This window comes from Alteromonas sp. WD8-37, assembly GCF_055326825.1.
Window position 1 is genome coordinate 213707 of sequence record NZ_JBUZOV010000004.1, and the last position, 24908, is coordinate 238614.

24 protein-coding genes and 1 riboswitch are annotated in these 24908 nt (G+C 52.6%); of the genes, 14 read left to right on the forward strand and 10 right to left on the reverse strand.

What is annotated here, in order from left to right:
* Positions 1–274: 274 nt before the first annotated feature.
* Positions 275–1051: a SapC family protein gene (locus tag ACTUJZ_RS11630; RefSeq protein WP_463636482.1), complete on the reverse strand. Its 777-nt coding sequence runs from the start codon at positions 1049–1051 to the stop codon at positions 275–277.
* A gap of 444 nt (positions 1052–1495) precedes the next feature.
* Here ACTUJZ_RS11630 and ACTUJZ_RS11635 point away from each other — a divergent pair, with 444 nt between their 5' ends.
* A complete protein-coding gene (locus tag ACTUJZ_RS11635; protein ID WP_463636483.1) occupies positions 1496–2707 on the forward strand; it encodes a dipeptidase in 1212 nt (403 codons plus the stop codon).
* 31 nt (positions 2708–2738) lie between these two features.
* Here the strand turns inward: ACTUJZ_RS11635 and ACTUJZ_RS11640 are convergent, their stop codons facing one another.
* A complete protein-coding gene (locus ACTUJZ_RS11640; RefSeq protein ID WP_463636484.1) occupies positions 2739–3857 on the reverse strand; it encodes an alpha/beta hydrolase in 1119 nt (372 codons plus the stop codon).
* Between the two features lie 261 nt (positions 3858–4118).
* A riboswitch (cyclic di-GMP riboswitch) is annotated at positions 4119–4207 on the forward strand.
* Positions 4208–4288: 81 nt separating this feature from the next.
* Here ACTUJZ_RS11640 and ACTUJZ_RS11645 point away from each other — a divergent pair.
* The 3 genes from ACTUJZ_RS11645 to ACTUJZ_RS11655 all read left to right on the forward strand — a co-directional run bounded on the left by ACTUJZ_RS11645 (position 4289) and on the right by ACTUJZ_RS11655 (position 7498).
* Positions 4289–4984, forward strand: a complete 696-nt coding sequence (locus ACTUJZ_RS11645; RefSeq protein ID WP_463636485.1) for an AAA family ATPase — start codon at positions 4289–4291, stop codon at positions 4982–4984.
* The gene (locus ACTUJZ_RS11650; RefSeq protein ID WP_463636486.1) at positions 4944–5222 is read left to right on the forward strand and encodes a replication protein RepA; all 279 of its coding nucleotides are present in this window, start codon (positions 4944–4946) and stop codon (positions 5220–5222) included. The genes ACTUJZ_RS11645 and ACTUJZ_RS11650 overlap by 41 nt, the downstream gene beginning before the upstream one ends.
* Positions 5223–5344: 122 nt before the next feature.
* On the forward strand, positions 5345–7498 hold the full coding sequence (locus ACTUJZ_RS11655) for a diguanylate cyclase (protein WP_463636487.1): 2154 nt from the start codon (positions 5345–5347) through the stop codon (positions 7496–7498).
* 29 nt (positions 7499–7527) lie between these two features.
* On the opposite strand, the gene prsR is transcribed toward ACTUJZ_RS11655, so the two are convergent.
* From prsR to ACTUJZ_RS11670, 3 genes are read right to left on the reverse strand one after another with little or no spacing between them, the layout of a single operon-like run.
* Positions 7528–8889, reverse strand: a complete 1362-nt coding sequence (gene prsR / locus ACTUJZ_RS11660; RefSeq protein ID WP_463636488.1) for a PEP-CTERM-box response regulator transcription factor — start codon at positions 8887–8889, stop codon at positions 7528–7530.
* Between the two features lie 31 nt (positions 8890–8920).
* Positions 8921–10948, reverse strand: coding sequence for an XrtA/PEP-CTERM system histidine kinase PrsK (gene prsK / locus ACTUJZ_RS11665; RefSeq protein WP_463636489.1), 2028 nt, complete (start codon positions 10946–10948; stop codon positions 8921–8923).
* Positions 10949–10972: 24 nt separating this feature from the next.
* A complete protein-coding gene (locus ACTUJZ_RS11670; RefSeq protein WP_463636490.1) occupies positions 10973–12097 on the reverse strand; it encodes a beta-ketoacyl-ACP synthase III in 1125 nt (374 codons plus the stop codon).
* 374 nt (positions 12098–12471) lie between these two features.
* Between ACTUJZ_RS11670 and ACTUJZ_RS11675 the strand changes: the two genes are divergently transcribed.
* Positions 12472–13272, forward strand: a complete 801-nt coding sequence (locus ACTUJZ_RS11675) for a M48 family metallopeptidase (protein WP_463636491.1) — start codon at positions 12472–12474, stop codon at positions 13270–13272.
* A gap of 75 nt (positions 13273–13347) precedes the next feature.
* Here ACTUJZ_RS11675 and ACTUJZ_RS11680 read toward each other — a convergent pair whose 3' ends face one another.
* Positions 13348–14250 (reverse strand): mechanosensitive ion channel family protein, encoded by a 903-nt coding sequence (locus tag ACTUJZ_RS11680; RefSeq protein ID WP_463636492.1) that lies wholly within the window; start codon positions 14248–14250, stop codon positions 13348–13350.
* A 709-nt stretch (positions 14251–14959) separates the two neighbouring features.
* Here ACTUJZ_RS11680 and ACTUJZ_RS11685 point away from each other — a divergent pair.
* The 4 genes from ACTUJZ_RS11685 (at position 14960) to ruvX (ending at position 17719) form a co-directional block, all read left to right on the forward strand.
* Positions 14960–15688: a 16S rRNA (uracil(1498)-N(3))-methyltransferase gene (locus ACTUJZ_RS11685; RefSeq protein ID WP_463636493.1), complete on the forward strand. Its 729-nt coding sequence runs from the start codon at positions 14960–14962 to the stop codon at positions 15686–15688.
* A 75-nt stretch (positions 15689–15763) separates the two neighbouring features.
* Positions 15764–16720: a glutathione synthase gene (gshB, locus tag ACTUJZ_RS11690; protein ID WP_463636494.1), complete on the forward strand. Its 957-nt coding sequence runs from the start codon at positions 15764–15766 to the stop codon at positions 16718–16720.
* 8 nt (positions 16721–16728) lie between these two features.
* Complete coding sequence (locus ACTUJZ_RS11695; RefSeq protein ID WP_463636495.1) at positions 16729–17295, forward strand: YqgE/AlgH family protein; 567 nt, start codon at positions 16729–16731, stop codon at positions 17293–17295.
* Positions 17288–17719: a Holliday junction resolvase RuvX gene (gene ruvX / locus ACTUJZ_RS11700; RefSeq protein WP_463636496.1), complete on the forward strand. Its 432-nt coding sequence runs from the start codon at positions 17288–17290 to the stop codon at positions 17717–17719. Before ACTUJZ_RS11695 ends, ruvX begins: the two co-directional genes overlap by 8 nt.
* On the opposite strand, the gene ACTUJZ_RS11705 is transcribed toward ruvX, so the two are convergent.
* Genes ACTUJZ_RS11705 through ACTUJZ_RS11715 form a run of 3 tightly spaced genes read right to left on the reverse strand, consistent with a single transcriptional unit; the run spans position 17716 to position 20240 of the window.
* Positions 17716–18081, reverse strand: a complete 366-nt coding sequence (locus tag ACTUJZ_RS11705; RefSeq protein ID WP_463636497.1) for a putative signal transducing protein — start codon at positions 18079–18081, stop codon at positions 17716–17718. The genes ruvX and ACTUJZ_RS11705 overlap by 4 nt on opposite strands.
* A gap of 2 nt (positions 18082–18083) precedes the next feature.
* The gene (locus ACTUJZ_RS11710) at positions 18084–19190 is read right to left on the reverse strand and encodes a PilT/PilU family type 4a pilus ATPase (protein ID WP_463636498.1); all 1107 of its coding nucleotides are present in this window, start codon (positions 19188–19190) and stop codon (positions 18084–18086) included.
* A 24-nt stretch (positions 19191–19214) separates the two neighbouring features.
* On the reverse strand, positions 19215–20240 hold the full coding sequence (locus ACTUJZ_RS11715; RefSeq protein WP_463636499.1) for a type IV pilus twitching motility protein PilT: 1026 nt from the start codon (positions 20238–20240) through the stop codon (positions 19215–19217).
* Between the two features lie 29 nt (positions 20241–20269).
* On the opposite strand from ACTUJZ_RS11715, the gene ACTUJZ_RS11720 reads away from it, so the two are divergent.
* From ACTUJZ_RS11720 to ACTUJZ_RS11735, 4 genes are all read left to right on the forward strand, one after another.
* Positions 20270–20962, forward strand: coding sequence for a YggS family pyridoxal phosphate-dependent enzyme (locus ACTUJZ_RS11720; protein ID WP_463636500.1), 693 nt, complete (start codon positions 20270–20272; stop codon positions 20960–20962).
* A 36-nt stretch (positions 20963–20998) separates the two neighbouring features.
* Positions 20999–21820 (forward strand): pyrroline-5-carboxylate reductase, encoded by an 822-nt coding sequence (gene proC / locus ACTUJZ_RS11725; protein WP_463636501.1) that lies wholly within the window; start codon positions 20999–21001, stop codon positions 21818–21820.
* Positions 21821–21841: 21 nt separating this feature from the next.
* Positions 21842–22384: a YggT family protein gene (locus ACTUJZ_RS11730; protein ID WP_463636502.1), complete on the forward strand. Its 543-nt coding sequence runs from the start codon at positions 21842–21844 to the stop codon at positions 22382–22384.
* Between the two features lie 63 nt (positions 22385–22447).
* On the forward strand, positions 22448–22846 hold the full coding sequence (locus tag ACTUJZ_RS11735; RefSeq protein ID WP_463636578.1) for a DUF4426 domain-containing protein: 399 nt from the start codon (positions 22448–22450) through the stop codon (positions 22844–22846).
* Between the two features lie 17 nt (positions 22847–22863).
* Here the strand turns inward: ACTUJZ_RS11735 and yaaA are convergent, their stop codons facing one another.
* On the reverse strand, positions 22864–23640 hold the full coding sequence (gene yaaA, locus ACTUJZ_RS11740) for a peroxide stress protein YaaA (protein ID WP_463636503.1): 777 nt from the start codon (positions 23638–23640) through the stop codon (positions 22864–22866).
* Positions 23641–23945: 305 nt separating this feature from the next.
* On the opposite strand from yaaA, the gene tal reads away from it, so the two are divergent.
* Positions 23946–24905, forward strand: coding sequence for a transaldolase (gene tal, locus ACTUJZ_RS11745; RefSeq protein ID WP_463636504.1), 960 nt, complete (start codon positions 23946–23948; stop codon positions 24903–24905).
* The last annotated feature ends 3 nt before the right edge of the window (positions 24906–24908 follow it).

Consider the following 24908-nt stretch of genomic DNA (forward strand, 5'->3'; position numbering starts at 1 on the left):
CTGCAACAACGTGATGGGCGATCCACAATTTGCCACTTTTACCCACTGAGAGACAGTTTAGGTAGTCATTGTTCCCACTGTCAAGCAAAAAACCCGGCTGAATGCCGCGTGGGGACTGGGTTTGTGCCTGTTCATTTATACAGTGGCAAGGTGAAGCGATTGATAAGGCAACAGAAAAGCGGGTGCAATTTGACGCGGCCGGAAAAAAATAAGTGAAAAAGAATAAAAAAACGGGCCGAGCGGCCCGTTTTAACTATTGCATCATGCAGTAGGCTTATTGTGCAGTGGCTTCTGCCTGGCCTTCGGCCTGAGCCTGCGCCTGTGCATTGCTCAGTTGCATAGACTGGATTGGGTTGTCGGTATCTTTAGACAGCTCTACCAGACGGTTCAGCTGGCCTAATGACATCATCACCGCATACATGGCACCTAAGAAACCAGACTTGTGCAGCTCAACCACTTTTTCTTCTGGCAGCTCCAGCAGTTTTTTCTCGTTGATGCTCATCATGCCGGTGACATTGCGCTGTTTGCCGTCTTTATACGCCAGACGGATCTGGATATCTTCCAGCAGTTCCAGCTCAGTTACCTGCTTGATAAAACGCTGAGTCAGCATTTCGCTGTTGGCCAGGTCAGCCAAAAACTGCTGACGGTTTTTCAAAAACTCGGTTGGCTCGCCGGCGTCAGTAAACAGCGCCTGGCCGTCTTCGCTGATCATGTCGCTATTTTCGTCGATGTATACACCTAGTTTTTCACCATCAGGGCGTACGTCGAACGGGTAACGCATAATGTTCATTGGAACATGCGGCGCTTTCCAGCGATCTGAGGCCAGATACAGGTTTTGATTTTGTTCCATACCCAGCATCGCCACTACGTGATGACGTTCGGTATTAGGATCTTTGATAAACACAATCGGCATAGACGATGCCAGTTGCGCAAACTCACGGATAGAGGCTGCGGCCAGGTGAGTTTTCTTTGCATACGCAAAGCTGTTGTTCACCGCTACTTTTGTGTCTTTATGTTTTTCTTTATCGAGCGGGATATAATTAATCGCCATAATCTTTTCTCGTAACAGTTAAGAGTGGTAATTGTTATTGGAGGCGGCTTCCTGCGCCATTTTTCACATTCCCTGCTTGGCCTGCTGTGTATCACAGCCGGTGAGAATCGATGAGAAAAATTACCACATATATTTACTTCAACAATCGCTCTGCCGGGCCGTCGCCAGCATATTGGACAGAGACGGGCAGTATCCCGTATCTACGGGTGTAAGTCACGCCTGCCAGACCATAGCAAGTTTTAAGTTTTTATGACAAGCAATTAACAGCATTTTTTCGCAGCAAGCCCGCTTACTGGCTGGTTTGTGAACAATATTGAATGGGCCGCCCCACCGTGGCACTATCTGCTCACTGGCAATGCGGCAGCTTACAGCCGGCAAATAAAGCTGGCTGGCTAGTTCAGCGCCGCGCTACCCATCAACAATAACAAATAAGGATTCTACTGTATGACAGGACATCGCGGGCTTATCAGCAGCGCCGTGGCTGCGGCACTTTGCCTTTCCAGCAGCCTGGCCCAGGCCATTGAAGTAAGTGATAAAGCAAAGCAGCTGGCCACCCAGAATATTATCGTGGATGGCCACATTGATGTGCCTTACCGAATTTTTGACGAATGGGCCGATGTGACATCGGCCACCAGCGATGGCGATTTTGATTATCCGCGGGCCAAACACGGCGGCCTGAATGCGCCGTTTATGTCTATTTATGTGCCTGCCTCGCTGGATAACTCCAGCCAGTCTACCCAGTTGGCTAACCAGCTAATTGATTCTGTAGAAGCCATGGTCTACCGCGCGCCGGACAAATTTGCCATTGCCCGCAGCACCAACGACGTGCGTGAGCATTTTAAGCAAGGCCTGATTTCGCTGCCCATGGGAATGGAAAATGGCTCGCCAATCCAGGGCGAACTAGCTAATTTAGAGCATTTTTACGCGCGCGGAATTCGCTATATTACCCTGGCTCATAGCCAGTCTAACCATATCAGTGATTCGTCCTACGACCTGCGCCGCCAGTGGAAAGGCTTAAGTCCCTTTGGCAAAAAGCTGATCACCGCGATGAATGATATTGGCATGCTGGTGGATATTTCTCATGTTTCAGACGATGCCTTTTATCAGGTAATGGAGCTTTCAGCGGTGCCGGTAATCGCCTCGCATTCCTCGTTACGCAAATTTACCCCCGGGTTTGAGCGCAATATGAGTGACGATATGATCAAGGCGTTGGGGGAGAACAACGGCATTGTGATGATCAACTTTGGCTCTGGTTTTGTCAGCAAAGAAGCACGTAAATGGCGCGATGGCCTGGCCAAGGCCAGTAACGCCTACGCCAAAGAACACGGTAAAGATGCCGAAGGGCTGGCCGACTTTGAACAACAGTATCGCGAGCAAAATCCGTATCCCTATTCATCCCTTGATGATGTGCTCGACCATATCGACCATGTGGTGTCACTGATTGGTATCGAGCATGTGGGCATTGGCTCTGACTATGACGGTGTGGGCGACTCGCTGCCAACCGACCTCAAAGATGTAGCCGCCTACCCTAACCTGGTGCAGGGCCTGCTGGACCGCGGCTATAGCGATAAGGACATCCGTGGCTTGCTGGGTGAAAATTTCCTGCGGGTATGGCAAACCGTAGAAGAGTACGCGGCACAACAACAGGGCGCTTAATCGCCCTGCTCTACCTGCCTTACTAGATGCGCTATTGACCCGCGACCTTGGCGGCTTTCTGGTCGCGCATAAACTCTTCAAACGGCTTAGGCCGATTCCCATCAAATTGTTGCGGGCCAGCCTCGGTGTTGGCCTGCACAAATGCCCGTAACATAAACAGCATCTGTCGGTACAACGGGTTCGCCTTGGGCACCGCGCAGCGCTCACGCGGATTCACCAGCTGAGTTTTAAAATGCATGTCCGCCACCAGGCGGCTGTTTAGCGGCACATCGGCATGGCACAGGTCATAGGCTTCATCCACCTGAAAAAAGGTGTTGGTTTGAGTGCTGTGGCTGAGTAACTGCTCCACCCCGCGGATCGGGGTAGTCGCATCCGCCTGCGAATGCGCCACAAACAACGGCACATCGATGGATTTTCCCGCCTCCAGGTGGCCGCGAATAGACGCTATTATGTCCATCAGCTCCAGCCCGGCATAGCCGGCCACAGTGGGATACTTATACGGATTCGGGCCGTGGCTGTCATAGTCTCCATCAATGATCCGTGCCAGCCATTTTATGCCCCAGATTTTCCACATCAGCTCGGCATTTTCGGATAATGCCAGCGCGCCGGAAAACAGCATCAGTGCACTGATATCGCCCGGCTCGGTCAGATATTGTTCCACCGCCAATGCTGCGCCGGTGGAAAAGCCGCCGATAAATTGCTGCTGACCAAATTGCCCGGCCAGCTTCATCACAGCATCCACATGTTCTTGCCAGCGCTCGGCCAGCTGGCTGTCCTGCATATCCGCATCAGCATCGCGCAAACCATGCCCGGGCAGCAGGGGCACAATCACGGTAAAGCCCTGCTCATACAAGCTGCCGGCGATACCGCGCATAAAATAGGGAGAATCGCTTAAGCCATGAAACAGCACCGCCACTTTGTCAGTAGGTGCGTCGTGATGCATTATAAACGGTGCATTACCTTCGTTACGCAGCACATTGGCGCATACCGTATAGCGATTGGCCTGTGGTTCACGGCAGCGGGTGGTGCCGCCCAGTTCCTGCTCGTACAAGGCGGTAAACTCAGCCAGCGCCTGTGATACCGAGGCGGTAGCGGGTGTCGCGATAGCCGCCAGCATGATGCTGGTCAGGCCCAGAAATCCCCATCGCAAGATCCTGTCTCCTAAAATAAGCTGCATGTGTATGGCGCGCAGCATAGCACGCCCAGCCGGGCTTGTATTGAGGTAGGCTTAGCGGTATTACCTGGTCTGTGCGCGGGTCATGGGCCGGGGCGGGTATAGGTATATGATTTAATATGCGGCTATCACCGCTCATGCCTGCTAGCAAAAAAAACTTAGCTAGTATGGACTTATACCACACTATCAAGTGAGAGGTGGTATGGGGTGCCACCCAGTAGGGATGCCCTGGCGACGCTGAGAAAAAGGCAAAACGGTGCGAAAGCCCGTGACGCAAAGCCACCGGTCTTCACTGTATGATGCAGTATGACAGCGGGGTTGCCCAATCGTCGGTGCTGGCCTAACCGCCAGCCGGATCGCTTTTTTCAGTCAGTGCCAATGTAGTTAAACCATTGAGGACTGTCATTATGATTATTTTAGTGGGCGGCGAAAAAGGAGGCAGCGGAAAAAGCTGTCTTGCCCAAAATATTGCGGTGTATCTACGCTTAGAAAAAAAAGCCAATGTGCTGATTGTGGATTGCGACCCCCAACGCACCACATCTGACTGGATCCAGGAACGTGCCAGCAATCCGGATCTGGCAGCCATCAACTGTGTACAGCTGTATGGCAAAATTCGCAACGACCTGCTCAGCCTGCGTAATCATTACGATTATGTGGTGATTGACTGTGGCGGCCAGGATAATCTGGCATTACGCTCGTCTATGGCGGTTGCCGACCATATTCTGATTCCACTACGACCCAAGCGACGGGATTTAAAAACCGTGCCGCATATGGAAGATGTGCTCTCCACCTGCAAGATGGTCAATCCGCGCATGAACGCGGCGTTTGTTATCACCCAGTGCCCGTCCCTGCCCTCGCTGGCCAGCCGGATACTGGAAGCCAAAGATGTGTGCCGCTCGTTTGAAGTGCCAGTGCTTGACGCTGTGACCTTTAGCCGCAATCTCTACGACGACTCGGAAGAGTCTGGGCGGTCAGTGATGGAAAGCGAACCTGACGGCAAAGCTGCCGGCGAGGTACGGGCCATTTTAGATGAATTGTTAAGCCGGGCTACAGGAGCATCGCATGAGTTTGTGCAGTCTCAAAAAATCCACGCCATCGGCTAAACCGGCCGCTGTGTCGGTAGATGACTTTATTGCCGGGGCCGATCTGTATGCCCACGGCGGCCAGCTTGCAGCGGCCAACCAGTCAGAACCGCCTGGCCCGATGCGCCGGGCCACCTTCACGCTCACCGAAAGTACCATTGAGCGATTATCCGTACTGAGCGAGCAAAGTGGTATGGCCCGTTCACGCCTGGTTCGATTGTGGGTGGATCGTGCGTTTCAGTGCAAAGATTTTTGGTAGTATTGTCAGACTGTTGCGAAAAAACACCAGGCAATTGAAGAATCTTCGAACTGTTCAATTGATAAGCTGGTAGGCTCCTTATATAGTGGATTACGAATAGTTAACAATCAGTCAGAAGGTTAATGACTCAGGTCATGTATTCATCCGGTTTCCTAGTTGCTTTACTGTTGTGCATTTGCTTCAGCGCACAGGCGAGCCTGCTGGATGAATGCCAGGATGCCAGCTGCCAGGCGCTCGTCGACGTGGTGGATGAATTTGAGCAGCGCGACCCCATCCAGGCCACCAGCCAACTGGAGCAGCTGATCGCTAAACTAGACTCCACCTCGCCTTCCTATGTGCTGGCCAGTGCCTATTTTTACCAGGGTCGCTTTGCACGGTTGCAAAGTGCCTATGATGAGGCTGCCACCGCCTACCAGCAATCCCTCACTCTGTTTGGTCAGCTACAACAACCGGCGGCCGTGGCCCATGTGTTCAGCGAACTGGCCCGGCTGCACCAGGCCCGCTATGAATTTACCGAGGCGCTAGGCCTGGCCTACAAAGCCTTCAACAGTTTTTACCAGGTGCATCAACGCAGCGCCCAGGCTGAACAAAAAGTGGTGGTGGGCAGCATCTTATTAAACCAGGGCCGCATCGATGCGGCCCTGTCGTTATTGCAACATGTGCTGCAGGACGAGCCCGTGGCAGAAACCCCGCAAATCAGTGGTCGTGCTTTATTTTACATCGGCACCGCCTATTTGCAGATGAAACAGTACAATCTGGCCAGTCAATATCTCAACGATGCCCATTACACCTTGCAAACCGTGCCTGATAGGTTCTTTTTAGGCCGTACTCTGGTAGCTAAAGGCCATTTACGATTGCACCAGGAGCGCCACGATGAAGCCCGGCGCTGGTTTGGTGAGGCCCTGGCCTTGTTTAGCCAGATCAATGCTGCTTCTGAGCTGCATCTTACCCACGGCTTACTGGGCTTACTGGAAGTAGAAGCCGGCCAGGCCGAGAAAGGCTTTGCCGCCCTGGCCACCGCTATGGACTTTGCCAAAGAACGTAATCTGATGCCTCTGGAGCTGGCGCTGCATCGCTTGTATGCGCTGGGGTTGCAGGCCACCGCCCAGCCCGACGAAGCTCTGGCGCATTTGACCGCCGGGATTGAACAAGCCGAAACAGTGGGGCTGGTCAGTGTGCAGGCAGACCTGCTGGCGCAAAAAGCCGACTTACTGGTTAGCCTGGGGCGCTATCAGCAGGCTTATCATGCTCAGGAGCAAGGCCAGGCATTGGCGGTGTCAATGATTGACGAAGGCCGCCTGCAATTACTGATGCAACAAAGTGCGCAGCTACAACTGGAGCGCCAGGCGCAGTCCATCACTCTGCTTAAAAAAGACCAGGCCATGCAACTGGCCCAGGCCGAGCAGCGCAATTTACGCAATATGCTGATCTTAGGCTTGGTTATATCACTGATGATGTTTTTGTTTTTACTGTATGGGCGGCTCTCCCATCAGCGTCAAAATCGCTTACTCAAATCCCAGGTCAAACTGCGTACTCAGGAGCTGGAGCAAAAAAATCTGCAGCTGGAAAATGCCTACAAAATACTGGAAGAAGCCAGCCTGCGTGACCCGCTTACCGGCCTTTACAACCGCTATTATCTAAAAAGCCGCCTGCCCGGCGAAATCAAACGTGCTCAGCATGCCTACTCCACCGCCGAAGCCAATAGCCACCCAAGCCAGGCGGATCTGCTGTGTTTTTTGATTGATATTGACCACTTCAAAGGCATCAATGATGAATACGGGCATCTCAACGGTGACCGCTTTTTGGTTCAATTTGCCGATATCATCAATGAAGTCTTTCGTGATACTGACCTACGCATCCGATGGGGTGGCGAGGAGTTTTTAGTGATTTGCCGGCAATCCTGCCGCACCACGCTGACCACACTGGTTGAGCGGTTTCGCCAGGCGGTACGCCAGCACCGCTTTGTGTTAATTGATGATAGCACCATTCAGGCGACCTGCAGCATAGGCTTTTGCGCGCTGCCGGTGTCGACCCACGCACCACTGTGGCTCAAATGGGAGCAGGCGTTTGCCATGGTGGATGATTGCTTGTATGCGGCCAAGTTGTCCGGCCGTGATTGCTGGGTAGGGGTGATTAATGCGGCACCGCAGGAAGATGACAGCAGATCAGTGGCACCACTGCTGGCCAAAAAATACACCCTGAGCGGGATCCAGGTCGCCACGTCGTTAAATAACAGCGCGGCGATTATGTGGCCCACCGCCCACCCTGGCAGCTAGGCGCCAGGCTGGGTGGACAGGCGGCCGGCTCAGGCGCCGGTTTTGATATCTTCCAGGTGGTACTTATCAATCAGCGAGTACAGGGTTGGCCGTGTCACGCCCAACAGCTCCGCAGTTTTTGACATATTCTTGTCAGCAGTTTGATAAGCCCGGCGAATCGCCCGGCTTTCTGCCAGTTCACGCACTTCCCGTAAATTCAGGGTTTCCGGCTCAGCACTGCCGCTCGCCGCCATCAGGCCTAAATCTTCAGCATGGATAAGGCTGCCTTCAGCCATGATCACCGCCGATTTCAGCTTATTTTGCAGCTCCCGAATATTACCTGGCCAGCGGTGCGCCAGCATGGCGTTGATGGCACCATCCGAAAAGCTCTTGGCCTTGGCGTTAAATTCTTCGCGGTATTGATTTAAAAAGGTACGGGCTAGCAAAATGATATCCTGATCCCGTTCCCGCAGCGGTGGGATCATGATGGGGATTTCGCCAATCCGGTAATACAAATCTTCACGGAAGGTTTCTTCGGCCACCATGTGTTGCAAATCCCGGTGCGTTGCGCAAATAACCCGGATATCCACCGCAATCTCGATGCGCCCGCCAACCCGCTCTATCACGCGTTCTTGCAAAAAGCGCAGCATTTTGGCTTGCAGGCCCAGCGGCATATCGCCGATTTCATCTAAAAACAGGGTGCCGCCCTGCGCGCTTTCAATCTTGCCCGGGGTGGTTTTGTTAGCGCCGGTAAAGGCGCCTTTTTCATAACCGAACAGCTCACTTTCCAGCAGATTTTCCGGGATTGAAGCACAGTTGATGGCCACAAACGCATTGTCTTTGCGTGGGCTATGGTCGTGGATACTGCGGGCAAACACTTCTTTACCGGTACCACTTTCCCCTAGCAGCAAGGTGCTGATATCAGTATTGGCAATTTTTTCAGCGCGACGAACCACCGCCTGAATGGCTTCGCTGTTACCGATGATCCGCCCCATGCCCGGCCGGGTTTTGGCCAGAATACGGTTTTCATCTTCCAGTTTGGCCAGATTTTGCGCGCGATTGACCAGCAGTTTTATGGTGTCGGAATCAATCGGTTTTTGATAAAAATCGTAAGCGCCCAATTCGATGGCTTTTAAGGCATTTTCTTTATCGTTATTGCCGGTGACCACGATAACCTTAGTGCGCGGAGCCAGTGCGATAATTTCCTCTAGGGTTTTTAAGCCCTCCGACGCATTGGCCGGATCAGGAGGCAGGCCTAAATCCAGGGTCACCACCTTGGGTTCATGGCGGCGCAGTTGCGCAATCGCTGAAGCCCGGTCATCGGCAAACACCACGGTGTAGTCGGTAAAACTCCACTTCAGCTGTTTTTGGATGCCCATATCGTCATCCACAACAAGTATTGTATCCGTCATGTACCTATCTTCCTGTTCTTAAAGTTGGGGGTCAGTGCAGCGGAAACTCTAGCCTGAAGCAGCTTCCCTCACCCTCCGTGCTGGTCACAAGCAAACGCCCGCCCAGCGATTCCATATAATTTTTTGCATCATACGCGCCAATTCCCATGCCGGCATTACCCTTAGTGGTGTCAAATGGCTTGAATAGGCGTTGTTCAATAAACTCGGCGCTCATGCCGCTACCGGTATCGGTAATGCTAACCCACTGTACCTGTTCGTCGTGATCAATGCCCAGCCGGACATCGACCTGCCCATCATCTTCGGTGGCTTGTTGCGCGTTACTTACTAGATGATAGATAACATTGGCAAATTTATCGGCATCCACCACCACACTTTGTTCTTCTTCTACCGTTAATTGTGGCAGAGGCAGTATGGACTGGCAGCGGTTATCGATCACCTGGGCAACAATACCGGATAGGGTTTCGGCCGAATCGATGCCTTTTTCCACCACCTTTTTTTCGGTCAGCTGGCGCAGCATTTTATCCATGCGAGCCTTGGTATAATGCAGGGTTTCAAAGGTGTCGTCGATAAATTCCGGGTTATCTTTGTGTTGCTCAGCGTTGCACAATATCAGGTCAATCTGGGCCAGCACATTTTTCAGATCGTGCAGTACAAAAGCCGACATCCGGCTAAACGCGGCAAACTGGGCATTTTCGGCCACTGCCTTGGCTGCCTCACTGTGTAGGATATAGGTGGTGACCTGCTCACTGACCGCATGCAGATAATCGCGCACCTCCCAGTTGAGCGAGACTTTTTCATCGGCGGTTTGCAGCAGTGCAAAGCCCCAGATGGCTTCCTGGTTGAACAGCGGTACCACCAGATGAAAATCACTGGCCGCGGCAATATCGCGGTCCAGGGTCAGGCCTTCGTAATTAAACGGGTTGACCTGATACTCCTGCAAATCAATTAGCCAGCTGGTGCTGGCACAAAACGGAATGAGATGGCGCAGTACCGTGCGATCATCCTCGCTTAAATCGGCATGGCCGAGCCGGCCGACCTGTTCCACATTGTTGCCGGCAACCACTTTGACCAGCACCCCGCTTTCATAATTAATTGCCCCGCAGGTGCCTACCAGGGCGTTGGCGTAGACCTCATGAATGCCGCTGGTTTGTGAGGTAAGCGACTTGGTCAGCTTGACCCACTCCACCCGATAGTCAAACTGGTTGGCAAAAAAGTGCTTGGCAATAAACACCTTGGCCCGGTTACGCAGACTGTTGGACATGATCACGGCGCCCAGCAGCGTTAATGACAGCGCAAAAAACAAAATCTGAATGGTGGTGCCCCAGTTGCCGCCAAAATAGTTCACCGCATAGCCGGCCAGCGCCACAATAAACAAAAACGCCCCGGCTACCATCAACAGCGAGCTGTGCAGCACTACCTGGCGGGAGATAAAGATATCCACCCCCCAGTGGCGGATGCGCCGGATGGCCATGATAAGCAGCGGCAGCAGCAGTAAATAGACATAGCCGCGTGCGGCGATATAGCCTAAGCCAATCTGGTTGACCATGGTGGCATTCATGTAGGTGAAAAACTCAAACAGATGGGTGGCGCCCAGGTATATCACCAACGGTTTATACGCCCACCGGTCTTTGCCGGCCTGGCGGTAGATGACCTCCAACAGGATCAATACTTCCAGCGCCAGCACGGTCATCAGCAAAAAGTGGGTCGATGGAGCGATGGGCAGCAATGCCGGCCCTACCAGGGTGAGGATGGGCGGCGTGAGAATGACCGCGGTGGCCGGGCGCTGCAGTACCGCCCACAGATTGGGAAAGTCATCGCGCAAGCAGCTGGCCAAAAACAACAGCCACACCAGCATCTTAAACGCATCGGCATTGAGCAAAAACGGCATGCTGATAGGGCCAAAGAGTATGGTGACCAGCCCCAGTGACCAGCTCAAGGTCACTAACGTGGCCAACACCAGTAAATCTTTGGCCAACCCGGCTTTGCGCACGGTGAATAACAACAGCAACAGCCCCAGATAACCCAGGGCATTAATGCCATATCCAATATCTGCAATCATAACTGTCCCTGCGCGTCGCTGGTTTTATTTTTTGCGTAGCACCAGGCTGCCGATGGAATAACCTGCCCCGAAAGAGCACAACACGCCCACATCGCCTTTTTGCAGGTCGGTGTGGTGCAAGCCAAACGCAATGATCGAGCCAGCCGAGGCTGTGTTGGCATATTCATCCAACACAATCGGCGCTTCGTCAGCGCTGGCTTCACGGCCTAGCAGACGTTTGCAAATCAGGGTGTTCATATTGATATTCGCCTGGTGCAGCCACCAGCGTTTTACATCAGCCGGGCCCATCTCGTAGCGGGCCAGATGCTCTTCTAAGTGCGCCGCCGCCAGCGGGCAGACCTCTTTAAACACTTTGCGCCCCGCCTGGTGGAATAGCTTATCCGCGCCGTACGGGTCTACATCGTTAGCCCGCGACATATAGCTAAAGTTAGAACGGATATTGCTGGAATACTGAGTCAGCGCCTGGGTGCCCAAAATTTCATACACATGCTCGGCCTGGGCGGTCTCGGCGGATTCCAGTACGGTGGCAGTGGCCACGTCGCCAAAGATAAAGTGGCTGTCGCGGTCAGTGTAATTAATTTGCGGGGAGACCAGCTCAGGATTGATGACCAACACGCATTTGGCATTACCGGCCGCAATCATCTCATAGGCGCGATGCATACCGAAGGTGGCGGCCGAGCAGGCCACCAGCATGTCAAAACCAAAACCTTTGATACCCAGTTCGTGCTGAACTTCGATGGCAATCGCCGGATAAGCGCGCTGGGTGTAAGCGCACGAGACAATCACCGCATCCACCTCACTGGCAGATTTATTGGCTGCCGCCAGCGCTTTTTTGGCTGCTTCTAATGCGATCTGAGCCTGATCAGACAATTCATCTTCAGCCCGCTCAGGGATGCTGGGGCGCATCCGGTTAATATCCAGCGCGCCGTCTTTTTGATAAATATAACGCTGTTTGATGCCTGAGGCTTTTTCAATAAACTCGGCACTGGAGTGCGGTTTGGCGCTTAAACTGCCGGCGTCGATTTCGGCGCTGTGCTGGGCATTGTATTGATCTGCCCAGGCATTATAACTGGCGACTAACTCGTCATTGGTGATGGTATGCTCAGGGTTCCACACCCCGACGCCGCTTACTACAATTTGTGCTGCCATATGTTTCTCTTTATGCTGCGGTCACGTTAAGGCCGGCACCCGGCCAGCCTGGCGCTCTGCCAGGAACGCCAAAGGGCAGTGCCCACGGGGGCTGGCGCAACAAATGCCCAGCGGTCAGCGAACCTGGTATCAATAGCCGCTAGCTTAGCGCGTTGCAGCATAAATGTCATGAATCATTCGTATTAGCCCGCCCCGGGTTACCCATACCAGCACCGCGTCGCACATCAAGTAATCTCTCTGCCCGGCCGCCTCATATAAAGAGCAATCACAGACACCACTGTGCGCCTGCAAAATACTGGTCTCCGAACCGCGATACCAGTACACTGCAAGCAACAGGAATACTTTTTAAGCCTATAAAATGTAAGGAATAATTTATGACTGGATGGTTCAAATCCTGCGTGGTGGCCGGCCTGACCTGCCTGACCATGAGCTGCGCCACCTCGCCTACTGGCCGTAATCAGGTGCTGCTGTTTTCATCAGATCAGCTGGCGCAGATGGGCCAGCAAGCGTTTACTGACATGAAGCAAAAACAGGATGTGTCGCGCCAGCCTGTGCAAAACCAGTATGTTGAATGTATTTCTCAGGCCCTGACTCCGCATGTACCGCAAAGTGTCTACAGCGGCCAGTGGGAAGTGGTGGTGTTTGATGAAGACCAGGTCAATGCCTTTGCCTTGCCCGGCGGCAAAATCGGCGTATACACCGGCCTGATGAAAGTGGCCGAAAACCAGCACCAGTTGGCAGCGGTCATTGGCCACGAGATTGGCCACGTAATCGCTGAACACGGCAATGAGCGGATGTCGCAGGGCGCGCTGATTAACATGGGGACCCAGGCTGTGGGTCAGATCCTGGCAGCAAACGAAGTGGCCCAGACCGGTCCCATCATGGCCGCCATTGGCCTGGGTGTGCAGGTAGGTGTGCAACTGCCCTATAGCCGCGCCCATGAATCAGAAGCCGATTTGATTGGCCTGCAACTGATGGCCCAGGCTGGGTTTAACCCACGTCAGGCGGTCGATTTGTGGAAAAACATGGAAGCAGCCAGCGGCGGCCAACGCCCACCAGAGCTGATGTCGACTCACCCTGCCCCTTCGACCCGTATCGATGATCTTCAGGCCAATATGTCACAAGCTTTAGCCGTTTACGAAAACACACAAAATCGGCCAACCTGCCAGCGCTAACCAGCCTGCAGTTAATTATCCCCGGACATAAAAAAACCGATGCCTGTGCATCGGTTTTTTTGTTCAGCGATTCAATTAGCTATGGGCCGGGCCGCTGTTGATTTTAGCGTTGGCTGACTGTTCTGGTTTAGCCTGCACATTGTCGGCTTCTTTGTAAAAATGCACATCCATTTGAGGATACGGGATGGTTATGCCTTCTTCGTCAAAGCGCAGTTTTACATTTTCGGTAAATTCCCAACGGAATTTCAGTAAATCTGACGCCTTTACCCAGGGACGCACAGTGAAGTTCACACTGCTGTCGCCCAGCTCCATCACACCCACTGCTGGGGCCGGGTCTTCCAGTACCCGTTCATCGGCTTCCAGCATTTCTTCTAAGATGCGCTTGGCTTTGCGGAGGTCGTCGTCATAACCGATACCAAACACCATGTCGGCGCGACGGGTGTCTTTGGCTGAATAGTTAGTGATGTTGTTGTCATAAATCTTGGAATTGGGCACCGTGATCTCTTTGTTATCCAGCGAGGTCATGGTGGTGTGAAAAATCCCGATTTTTTGCACAACCCCGGTTACCCCGGCCGCTTCAACAAAATTACCGGCTTTAAATGGTTTGAATACCAGCAACATCACGCCGGCGGCAAAGTTTTTCAGCGAGTCCTGCAGCGATAAACCGATGGCTAAACCGGCGGCACCCACAATGGCTACCAGAGATGTGGTGTCGACCCCCAACTCATTAAGCGAGGCAACAATCACAAACAGCATCAGGATGGCGCCTAAGATCGACTCAATAAAGTTGATCAGCATTTCATCGTATTTGGATTTAGCCATCAACCGGCGGAACATGGACATTAGTAAGCTCACGGCGATGCGACCAATGATGAAAATCAGGATCGCCATGGCAATATTGATACCCCATGGAATGGCATATTCGTTGACGTACATCTCGATGTCGTCAGCGGTAAATAACTGCAAATTCTCATCCATACATGTGAGTCCTCTGGTAACTGGAAGAATATAGTGCCTAACCTAGCAGGCTTGTTGGCTGTTGCGCAATTGCACAGGTGCCTGATTGTACGGTTTTTATACCTGAGTATTGACCAATCAATCGACACCTTACGAATTTTTCATTTTAATGTGCACCGTCGTTTGGTGCAGTACGTATTCATGGTACGCCTTTATTAAGAATAAATCTGCAACGTACTGTTTTTCAATCAGATACAAAATTTGTCTGTATTTGTCATGCGGTAGCGCTGGATTCTTAGGGTGTGAGTTACTAATATGGGGCCGTTGTGGTGCTTAAGCCAAGGGATGCGCTGTTATAGCACGGCAATATCTTCAGGCAGACTGTCGAAGGTGGATTCGATCCGTTCTGGTCTGGGTAAAGCTTCGTTTTACAACGAAAAACAAAGGATTACGATAATGTTATTTCTTACAGTGCTTTTTGTCATTGTATCCCTACTGCTGGCATATGCATTGTCAGCTGACAAAGGCAAAAACTCCATCCACGCAAGACGTCATGCTACTCATACTTCTTCTGCCACTATCACCGCTTTGCCAAAAAAAGCGGGCTCTAAACCGGTTTCGGTTAACTAGCAGCCAACTTTGAGTAGACTTCCCTAAGGCCCCGAAAACATTGCGTAATCGGGGCCTTAGTCGTTATGATTGCGCCTCTTTATTCAAATGACCAAGTATTATGCGCATACCCCGCTTTTATTACCCTGATAGCATTCCGCTGGATACCGAATTTGCTCTGGACAAAGAGGCTGCTCACCATGCTGCCACTGTGTTGCGCGTAAAAGCCAATCAGCCTATCGTGCTGTTTAATGGCGATGGCAATGAGTACAGCGGTCAGGTGATCAGTGTGGCACGGCGCGAAGTGACGGTAGAAATGGATGCCTGTTTGTCATTGTCAGTGGAATCTCCGTTGCCACTGCACTTAGGCCAGGGGATCTCCAAAGGCGACCGCATGGATACCGTACTGCAAAAAAGCGTTGAGCTGGGCGTGACCGAAATCACGCCGCTGATAACCGAACGCTGCACGGTCAAACTGGATGATAAGCGCTGGGAGAAAAAAGTTGCTCAGTGGCAGAAAATTTTGATTGGCGCCTGTGAGCAAAGTGGCCGTAACACCCTGACCACCCTACATCCTGTACAAACCTTAAGCCAGTTTTTGGCCCAGCCCACTCGCCAGCAACGCCTGGTACTGGCACCCGGCGCCACCCACAGCTTAAGCAAAACCCTCTACCACACCAACGGCTACCGGCTGTTAATTGGTCCGGAGGGCGGTTTGAGCGACAGTGAAGTTCACCAGGCTCAGGAATGTGGCTTTGGGTCGGTCTCAATGGGCCCGCGTATTTTGCGCACCGAAACCGCTGCCATCGCCAGTTTAAGTGTACTGCAAAGCCTGCATGGCGATCTCTGAGCGGCCCGCAGGCAGACTTGAAAAGCGGTCAGTGTAGTGCCATATCCACAGCAAGCAAAACAACGAGAACTTATTATGAGCTATTCGGTTGGCGTGGTCATGGACCCCATCGCCCATATTACTCCGCACAAAGACACCAGCTTCGCCATGATGCTGGAAGCCCAGCGTCGCGGCGCCACTGTGCTGTATTTTGAGCTGGGCAGTCTGTATTTAGACAACGGCCAACCGATGGCCACCGCCCGCACCGTGACGGTAACCGACCGTGCTGACGATTTTTACGCACTGGGTGAGCCGTACACTGTTCACTTAGGTGAGGTGGATGTGCTGCTGATGCGCAAAGATCCACCGTTTGACAGTGAATTTTTATACGCCACACAGATTTTGTCGCTGGCCGAGCGTGCCGGCGCATTGGTGGTCAATAATCCGCAGGCCCTGCGCGATTACAATGAAAAACTCTACACCGCCTGGTTTGGAGATGATATTCCGCCCACCCTGGTCAGCAGTGACGCCAGCCGTATCAAGGCCTTTCATGCCGAGCATGGCGATATTATCTGCAAGCCGCTGGATGGCATGGGTGGCACATCCATTTTTCGCATCAAAGATGATGGCAATAACCTGGGCGTGGTGATTGAAACCCTGACCGCCAAGGGTAAACGTTACATGATGGCGCAACGTTACTTGCCGCAAATCAAAGATGGCGATAAACGCATCTTGCTGGTAGATGGCGAGGTGGTGCCTTATGCACTGGCGCGCTTGCCAGGTAAGGGCGAAACCCGCGGCAACCTGGCCGCCGGCGGCACCGGCCGGCCGCAGCCATTAAGTGAGTCAGATTTGGCGCTGGCGCAAAAGATTGCGCCGGTGGTGCGTGACCAGGGCTTGTTGTTTGTGGGCCTGGACGTGATTGGCGATAAGGTCACAGAAATAAACGTAACCAGCCCCACTTGCGTAAGAGAGATAGAAGCCAGTTTTGACGTTAATATCATGGCCATGCTCTTTGATGCTATTGAGCGTCGCCTGCCACGCACAAAGTGAGGACTTGCATGACCGAGTTGAAAAGCCTTCAAAATCATCTGCTAATTGCCATGCCCTCGCTGGATGATCCCTACTTTGAGCGCTCGCTGACCTATATCTGTGAGCATAATCAGGATGGCGCGATGGGCATTGTGATCAACCAGCCTTCCACCATGAACCTGGCCGATTTGCTGGAGCAAACCGACAAAGATCTTACCGTGGCGGAGGATAAACGCGAACAGATTGTGCTGGCCGGTGGCCCGGTCAGCCAGGAACGCGGGTTTGTGTTGCATTCTGACCAGGGCCAGTGGGGTTCCAGCCTGACGCTGGGGGACAACATTGTGGTGACCACCTCGCGTGATATATTATCGGCCATCGGCACGAACAAAGGCCCGGACAGCGCGCTGATTGCGTTAGGCTATGCCGGCTGGTCGGCCGGCCAGCTGGAAAAAGAATTGCAGGAAAATGCCTGGCTGACCATAGAAGCCGACACGGACTTATTGTTCAACACTCCCATCCATGCCAAATGGCAGGCTGCAGTAAACAAGCTGGGTGTGGATGTATGGCAGCTGACACCGGGTGTGGGCCATGCGTGAGGCCGGCCAGCGTACCGTGCTGGCATTTGATTTTGGCACCCGCAGTATTGGGGTCGCAGTCGGCCAGGAAGTCACCGGCACCGCCTCGCCGCTGGCAGCGTTAAAAGCCAACGACGGCATCCCGGACTGGCAGCAAATTGAAACTTTGTATAATGACTGGCAGCCGGATTTAGTGGTAGTGGGCTTACCGCTCAATATGGATGGTACCGAGCAGGATGTGACGCAGCGGGCCAAAAAGTTTGCCAACCGCCTGCATGGCCGCTTTCGTCGCCCGGTGGAAACCTGGGATGAACGGCTGTCCACCGCCGATGCCAAAGCCATGCTGTTTGAGCTGGGCGGCTATAAAAAGCTGACTAAGCAAAAAATCGACAGTGTGTCGGCCTGTGTGATCTTTACCAGCTGGGCTGAAAACCAGTACAGCTAGCCTTTTTCACCGGCGGCCTTGGCTGCCACCGGGTGGCAGCATGGCTCATGTTTGGGCGCCTGACATTGCCAGCAGATGGCAAAGGCGCCTTCATTGATTTCCAGGCACTGCTCACATTGCCAGTCAGAATTTTCGCAATAGCAACGCCCACCTTCACTTAAGCTTTCGACCACTTTGCTGGCCTGATGCAACCAGCTGTCATCCAGCAACCACACTTCTTGTTGCACATCCTGCCACGGCAGCTCCCCCACCGCGCCACCCACATATTCATTTTTAATCAAATACGGGATCCCGGCTTCTTCCAGTTCGCTGCGCAGGCGCTGAATCAAAAAGCGCTCATCGCTACCAAACAGCTTATGCATAATCAGTCCATATCAATTGACACATTACTCAGTGAGCCCAGCTCTGAGCCCCCCTGAGACGACAGCTTTATCATCAGGCGCAGGTCATTGGGTGAATCGGCATGATGCAGCGCCTGTTCTAATTCGATCACATCCTGCTGATAGAGTTCATACAATGCCATATCAAAGGTTTGCATGCCCATATCTTTGCTCTTTTTCATCGCTTCTTTGAGCTCGCCGATACGGCCGCTTTGGATCAGTTCACTGACAAACGGAGAATTGAGCAAGATTTCGATAGCCGCAGCCCGCCCGCCACTTTTGGTGGGCACCAATTGTTGCGCCACGATGGCGCGCAGGTTGAGGCTCAAATCAAACCGCAGTTTATCGTGCAAATCTTTAGGCGCTAAGTGCATGATGCGCTCAATGGCCTGGTTGGCATTATTGGCGTGCAATGTGGCCACACACAAATGCCCGGTATCAGCAAACGACATGGCATATTCCATGGTTTCCATGCTGCGGATCTCACCAATCAAAATCACATCCGGGGCCTGGCGCAGCGAGCTTTTAAGTGCTTCATCAAACGAGTGCGTGTCGACCCCCACTTCACGCTGGGTCACCACACACTGGCCATGCTGATGGACAAACTCGATGGGATCTTCGATGGTCAGGATATGGCCGTGGGAATTGTGATTGCGATGGTCAATCAGCGCTGCCAGTGAGGTGGATTTACCGGTGCCGGTGGCCCCCACCATTAACACCAACCCGCGCTTGCTCATGATCACATCTTTGAGCACAGACGGTAGACCGAGGGCGTCGGCCTTGGGGATGTCGGTGACAATCCGGCGCACCACCATGCCCACGGCATCACGCTGCCAAAATGCACTGCAACGAAACCGGCCCAGCCCATCAATGCCCACCGCAAAATTGGCTTCTTTGTGAGTATTGAGCTCCTCGATATAACGCGGCTCCATGATGCTGTGCACCAGCGCTTTGGCCTCATCAGCACTCAAACCGGTGTCGTTGAGCGGCGTCAATTTACCATTAATTTTGGCACTGACCGGAAAGCCAGACGTGATAAAAATATCTGACGCCCCCTGGGTTGTAGCTTGTTCTAAATATGGCGTGAGCACCCTGATGATCCTTATGCTGAATGATTATTTGTCGATGGCTTTGGCGGCGGCATCCTGCTGGGATACTACACCCTGGGCCACCAAGCGCTGTAGGCTTTGCTCCATGGTTTGCATGCCCTGGGCCTGACCGGTTTGGATCACCGAATACATCTGCGGCACTTTGTCTTCACGAATCAGGTTACGAATGGCCGGTACACCCAGCATGATTTCATGGGCCGCCACCCGGCCGCCGCCAATTTTTTGCAGCAGAGTCTGGGAAATTACCGCTCGTAATGATTCTGATAGCATCGAACGGATCATGGATTTTTCTTCGGCCGGGAACACATCGATGATCCGGTCGATGGTTTTAGGCGCTGAGTTGGTGTGCAGGGTGCCAAACACCAGGTGGCCGGTTTCGGCTGCTGACATGGCCAAACGAATGGTTTCCAGGTCCCGCAGCTCGCCCACCAGAATCACATCCGGATCTTCACGCAGCGCTGAACGCAGGGCAGCATTAAAGCTGCGGGTATCGCGGTGCACTTCACGCTGGTTAAGCAGGCTAAGCTTGTTATCGTGAACAAATTCGATAGGATCTTCGATAGTCAGAATATGTTCACGCTTATAGGTGTTGATATGGTCAATCATCGCGGCCAGCGTGGTACTTTTACCCGACCCGGTGGCCCCGGTCACCAGCACCAGGCCGGTAGGCTGATTGATGATCTGTTTGAAGATTTCCGGCGCACCCAGTTCATCTAAAGTCAGCACCCGGGACGGGATGGTCCGCAGGACGGCTGCCGCACCGCGGTTTTGTACAAACGCATTAACCCGGAAGCGCGACAAGTCTTTTACTTCGAAGGAAAAATCGACTTCCAGTTTTTCTTCGTATTCTTTACGCTGCGCATCATTCATCAGCTCGTAAATCAGGCCCTGGACCTGTTTATGATCAAGCTCGGGGACATTCAACCGCCGCATCTGGCCATCCACCCGGATGATAGGCGGCAGGCCGGCTGACAGGTGCAAGTCTGATGCGTTATTCTTAACACTGAATGCTAAAAGTTCGGTAATATCCACGATTACATCTCCATATCGTCAGGTGCACAATGCAAACAATAGCAGAACGACTGCAATTAGCCTACGCGCAGGTAGATGAGGCGACTGCTCAGGCTCATCGTGCAAAAAATTCGGTGCAAATACTAGCGGTATCAAAGACAAAACCGGTATCTGATATCAGGCAAGCGTATGAAGCGGGACAACGTTTGTTTGGCGAAAATTATGTTCAGGAAGGTGTTGAAAAAGTCCAGGCCCTGGCTGATTTACCCGACCTGCAGTGGCATATGATTGGCCCGATTCAGTCCAACAAAACCCGGCTGGTGGCAGAACATTTTGACTGGGTGCAGTCGGTAGACCGGCTTAAAATCGCCCGTCGGCTCAATGAGCAGCGTCCACCGCGTATGGCGCCGCTCAATATCTGCCTGCAACTCAACCTGGAGCAGGAAGCCAGCAAAGCGGGCTTGCTACCGGCGCAGTTGCCGGAGCTAATTGACGCTATCGGTGACATGCCGCGCCTGCAGTTACGCGGGCTGATGGCAATCCCGGCCACCGGGGTCAGCGACCAGCAGCAAGCCGACACCCTGGCGCAGCTGGCAGAATTATTCGGCCAATACCGTACAAAGCTGAGCAATTTTGATACCCTATCCGTAGGTATGAGTGGTGATTTGGACGCAGCCATCGCCCATGGGTCCACCATGGTTCGCCTTGGCACGGCCATCTTTGGCCCCCGCGCCGATTCGTGACGATCACCCATTTTCACATCAACATTGAGGATCCCCATGCAACAGAAAAAACTCGCTTTTATTGGTGCCGGTAATATGAGCCGTAGCATTATCAGTGGCCTGATCAGCTCTGGATACGATCCATCTCACATCGTAGCCAGCAACCCCACAACTAAGCGACTGGATGCATTGCGTGAAGAGTTTGGTATCCAAACCACCCAATCTAACGATGAGGCGTGTGTCTTTGCCGATGCCATTGTTTTATCTGTTAAACCGCAAATTATGGGTGATATGTGTAAAGCCTTGCGTGAAAATAACGCCCTGGAAGGCAAACTGTTTATCTCGATTGCCGCCGGTCTGCCCATCAAACGCCTGCGTGAAATGCTTGGCGGCGATTACCCGGTGGTACGCGTGATGCCCAATACGCCGAGCTTACTGGGCAAAGGCATGTCTGGCCTGTATGCCGATGACAGTATCAGCGATGAGGCTCGCCAGTATGTCGAAGACATGATGAATGGCGTGGGTGAAACGGTCTGGACGCAAACCGAAGATGATATTAATGGCGTGATTGCCGCTGCTGGCTCCAGCCCGGCCTACTTTTTTCTGTTTCTGCAAGCCATGCAGGAAGAAGCCATGAACATGGGCTTTGAAAAAGACGCGGCCCGTATTATGGTTCAGCAAGCCATGCTAGGCGCGGCTGAAATGGTGTGTAACAACCCGGATCTGGAATTGAGCGAATTGCGCGCCCAGGTCACCTCTAAAGGAGGCACTACTGCCGAAGCGGTCAATACACTGATTGACGAAGGCTTGTCTGACATTGTTGCCAAAGCAATGCGGGCGGCAGTCACCCGCGCCGAAGAAATGGCCAAGCAACTTTAACTACAGGCAGGATAATTACGCATGAGCGCATCGGTATTTTTGATCTCCACCATTTTCAATTTGTATCTCATGGTGGTGATTTTACGATTGTGGCTACAGTTGGCGCAGGCCGACTTTTATAACCCCTTGAGCCAGTTTGTGGTCAAAGCCACCCACCCCATCGTGGGCCCGTTGCGCCGTGTGATCCCGTCACTCGGCCGCTTCGACACTGCTACCTTTGTGCTGGCGGTGATCGTGGCCTTTGCCAAGATTGCTATTTTATACACGCTGTTTGGACCGGGCATCAACAACCCCCTGGTGTTGCTATTGTTTGCTTGTATTGATGTGGTCAAAGAAGCCTTTTCGCTGATATTTTGGGTGCTGATTTTGCGGGCCATCCTTAGCTGGGTATCGCAAGGCAACAACCCCATTGAATATGTACTGCATCAGCTGACCGAGCCGTTTTTGGCCCCCATCCGCAAAATCATCCCGCCCATTGGCGGCCTTGATCTTTCGGTATTAGTGGCTATTGTTTTACTACAATTTATTCAAATTTTACTTCAGAACACCTTTGGCCTGGTCTAGGCCAAAGACGGTGACCTAAACATGAACATCCCACACACCCGGTGGTTTTTTATTGTGTTAAGTATGCTGGCTGGCCTGGTCAGCAGCCATGCGCAAGCCGAACAAAAAGCCACCCTGGGGCCGTGGGATGTGCATTATATGGTCATCAACACCACCTTTTTGACCCCTGAAGTGGCTCAGCGCTACGACCTGGTGCGCAGTAAATACAGTGCCCTGGTCAATATCACCGTGCTGGACAAAGAGTCAGGCATGCCGCAGACGGTCAGCGTCTCGGGCACCGCCACCAATTTATTGGGTACCAAGCACAGCCTGAAATTTAAAAAGGTAGAAGAATCTCCGGCTGTTTACTATCTAGCTCCGCTGTCCTTCAACAACCAGGAAACCTTCCGGTTTGCCATCGATATTCAGCATGGCGATACCCAGCAAACCTTGCGCTTTAAACAGCAATTGCTGGTGGAATAACACCAGCCTTACTCACATTATGCTTGTTCTTCGCGCAAAAACACCGGCGCAGTCTGGGTGCTGTCCTCTTCACTGTAGTAATAGCCCTGCCAGTTAAAGGCTTGCAGGCCGGCGACATCCTCAACCTGATTCTCCAGAATAAACCGGGCCATGGCACCACGCGCTTTTTTGGCGTAGAAGCTGATTACCTTGTACTGGCCATTTTTCTTATCTTTAAATTGCGGCGTGATAATCATGCCATCCAGCTGTTTCTTTTTAACCGATTTAAAATACTCGTTGGACGCCAGGTTCACCAGCACATTGTCGCCCTGTGCTGCCAGCGCTTTATTCAATGCATGAGTGATGATGTCGCCCCAAAACGCGTACAAATCTTTGCCCCGCTCGTTGTCCAGCTTGGTGCCCATTTCCAACCGGTAAGCCTGCATCAAATCCAGCGGGCGCAGTACTCCATACAAGCCGGATAAAATGCGCAGATGCGCTTGCGCGTACTCAAGCGTGGCAGGTTGCATAGAATATGCATCAAGCCCGCTGTACACGTCCCCATTAAAAGCAAACAGCGCCTGGCGTGCATTGTCGGCGGTAAACGGCAGACTAAAGTCAGCAAAACGCTCAGCATTTAACACTGCCAGTTTGTCACTGATACTCATCAATGAGCCCAGCTGGGCCGGTGACAGTTCGCGGCTACGCTCAACCAGTTTTACCGTATCATCCATCAGCGCCGGCTGGGTGGCGGTGTTCGTCGGTACGTGTGAGTCATAGTCCAGATTTTTGGCAGGTGATAACACCACTAACATAGGTTGCTCCTCTATCTTTTGCTGGTCGCTAGTGTACTGGCCTTACGCAGGCTGATAAAGTCGAATAAATATATCGGTTTAATCAGGTAAACTGGTTGAATCATTCGCCTGGCGACCCAATGTGAATAGCTTATAGGGATTCGGCCTGGACCCATGATTAAAAAAGCCTCATGTTGGCGATCTGGATGGACATTGCGGCCATACCTAACAAGCCAGGCACCTGACCCTATGGTGACCCCAGATTTTCAGGCGGGCCGAACCCGGCACTGCCTATGCCTTATTGATGGATAAATACAGAGAGTATTATGAGTAATCAGTTACAAGCCTTACGCGATATGACCACAGTGGTTGCTGATACCGGCGACATTGAAGCAATCAAAAAATACCAGCCGGAAGATGCTACCACCAATCCGTCGCTACTGCTCAAAGCCGCCAGCCTGCCCCACTATCAGGAACTGATTGAAGATGCGGTGGCCTGGGCCAAGCTACAGTCAAAAGACTATGATCAGCAACTGGTGGACGCTGCGGACAAATTGGCTGTACTGATTGGTAAAGAGATTTCAGAAACGGTGCCGGGCCGCATCTCTACGGAGGTGGATGCGCGTTTATCATTTGATACCGAAGCCACCATCAAAAAGGCCGAGCGCCTGATTGAGCTGTACAGCGATGAAGGTATCGACAAATCACGCATCCTGATCAAAATCGCCTCCACCTGGGAAGGGATCCGCGCGGCTCAGCAGTTAGAGCAAAAAGGTATCAACTGTAACCTGACTCTGCTGTTCAGCTTTGCCCAGGCGCGCGCCTGTGCCGAAGCCGGCGTGTTTTTGATTTCACCCTTTGTGGGCCGTATTCTGGATTGGTACAAAGCCAATACCGAACAAAAAGAATACAGCGCCATGGAAGATCCAGGCGTGCAGTCGGTCACTGAAATCTACAATTTTTATAAAGACCACGGCTACAGCACTATCGTAATGGGTGCCAGCTTCCGTAATATTGGTGAGATTCAGGCGCTGGCCGGTTGCGACCGCTTAACCATAAGCCCAGCGCTGCTTGAAGAGCTGGCCAACCAGACAGATGAGTTGCCACGTCAGCTTAATACAAAAGAAGCCACCAAAACCCCGGGTGACCCGCTGACTGAAATCGAGTTTCGATGGATGATGAACGAAGATCCGATGGCAACAGAAAAACTGGCTGAAGGCATTCGTAATTTTGCTGCTGACCAGAAAAAGCTGGAAGATATGTTACAGGCTAAGCTTGAAGCGTAAGCT

What these genes read in the sequence shown, in the direction of transcription:
- ACTUJZ_RS11630 (WP_463636482.1), bottom strand. Translation starts at nt 1,051, where the DNA reads ATGGCGATTAATTATATCCCGCTCGATAAAGAAAAACATAAAGACACA.
- ACTUJZ_RS11635 (WP_463636483.1), top strand. Translation starts at nt 1,496, where the DNA reads ATGACAGGACATCGCGGGCTTATCAGCAGCGCCGTGGCTGCGGCACTT.
- ACTUJZ_RS11645 (WP_463636485.1), top strand. Translation starts at nt 4,289, where the DNA reads ATGATTATTTTAGTGGGCGGCGAAAAAGGAGGCAGCGGAAAAAGCTGT.
- ACTUJZ_RS11650 (WP_463636486.1), top strand. Translation starts at nt 4,944, where the DNA reads ATGAGTTTGTGCAGTCTCAAAAAATCCACGCCATCGGCTAAACCGGCC.
- ACTUJZ_RS11655 (WP_463636487.1), top strand. Translation starts at nt 5,345, where the DNA reads ATGACTCAGGTCATGTATTCATCCGGTTTCCTAGTTGCTTTACTGTTG.
- prsR (WP_463636488.1), bottom strand. Translation starts at nt 8,889, where the DNA reads ATGACGGATACAATACTTGTTGTGGATGACGATATGGGCATCCAAAAA.
- prsK (WP_463636489.1), bottom strand. Translation starts at nt 10,948, where the DNA reads ATGATTGCAGATATTGGATATGGCATTAATGCCCTGGGTTATCTGGGG.
- ACTUJZ_RS11670 (WP_463636490.1), bottom strand. Translation starts at nt 12,097, where the DNA reads ATGGCAGCACAAATTGTAGTAAGCGGCGTCGGGGTGTGGAACCCTGAG.
- ACTUJZ_RS11675 (WP_463636491.1), top strand. Translation starts at nt 12,472, where the DNA reads ATGACTGGATGGTTCAAATCCTGCGTGGTGGCCGGCCTGACCTGCCTG.
- ACTUJZ_RS11680 (WP_463636492.1), bottom strand. Translation starts at nt 14,250, where the DNA reads ATGGATGAGAATTTGCAGTTATTTACCGCTGACGACATCGAGATGTAC.
- ACTUJZ_RS11685 (WP_463636493.1), top strand. Translation starts at nt 14,960, where the DNA reads ATGCGCATACCCCGCTTTTATTACCCTGATAGCATTCCGCTGGATACC.
- gshB (WP_463636494.1), top strand. Translation starts at nt 15,764, where the DNA reads ATGAGCTATTCGGTTGGCGTGGTCATGGACCCCATCGCCCATATTACT.
- ACTUJZ_RS11695 (WP_463636495.1), top strand. Translation starts at nt 16,729, where the DNA reads ATGACCGAGTTGAAAAGCCTTCAAAATCATCTGCTAATTGCCATGCCC.
- ruvX (WP_463636496.1), top strand. Translation starts at nt 17,288, where the DNA reads ATGCGTGAGGCCGGCCAGCGTACCGTGCTGGCATTTGATTTTGGCACC.
- ACTUJZ_RS11705 (WP_463636497.1), bottom strand. Translation starts at nt 18,081, where the DNA reads ATGCATAAGCTGTTTGGTAGCGATGAGCGCTTTTTGATTCAGCGCCTG.
- ACTUJZ_RS11720 (WP_463636500.1), top strand. Translation starts at nt 20,270, where the DNA reads ATGCAAACAATAGCAGAACGACTGCAATTAGCCTACGCGCAGGTAGAT.
- proC (WP_463636501.1), top strand. Translation starts at nt 20,999, where the DNA reads ATGCAACAGAAAAAACTCGCTTTTATTGGTGCCGGTAATATGAGCCGT.
- ACTUJZ_RS11730 (WP_463636502.1), top strand. Translation starts at nt 21,842, where the DNA reads ATGAGCGCATCGGTATTTTTGATCTCCACCATTTTCAATTTGTATCTC.
- ACTUJZ_RS11735 (WP_463636578.1), top strand. Translation starts at nt 22,448, where the DNA reads ATGCTGGCTGGCCTGGTCAGCAGCCATGCGCAAGCCGAACAAAAAGCC.
- yaaA (WP_463636503.1), bottom strand. Translation starts at nt 23,640, where the DNA reads ATGTTAGTGGTGTTATCACCTGCCAAAAATCTGGACTATGACTCACAC.
- tal (WP_463636504.1), top strand. Translation starts at nt 23,946, where the DNA reads ATGAGTAATCAGTTACAAGCCTTACGCGATATGACCACAGTGGTTGCT.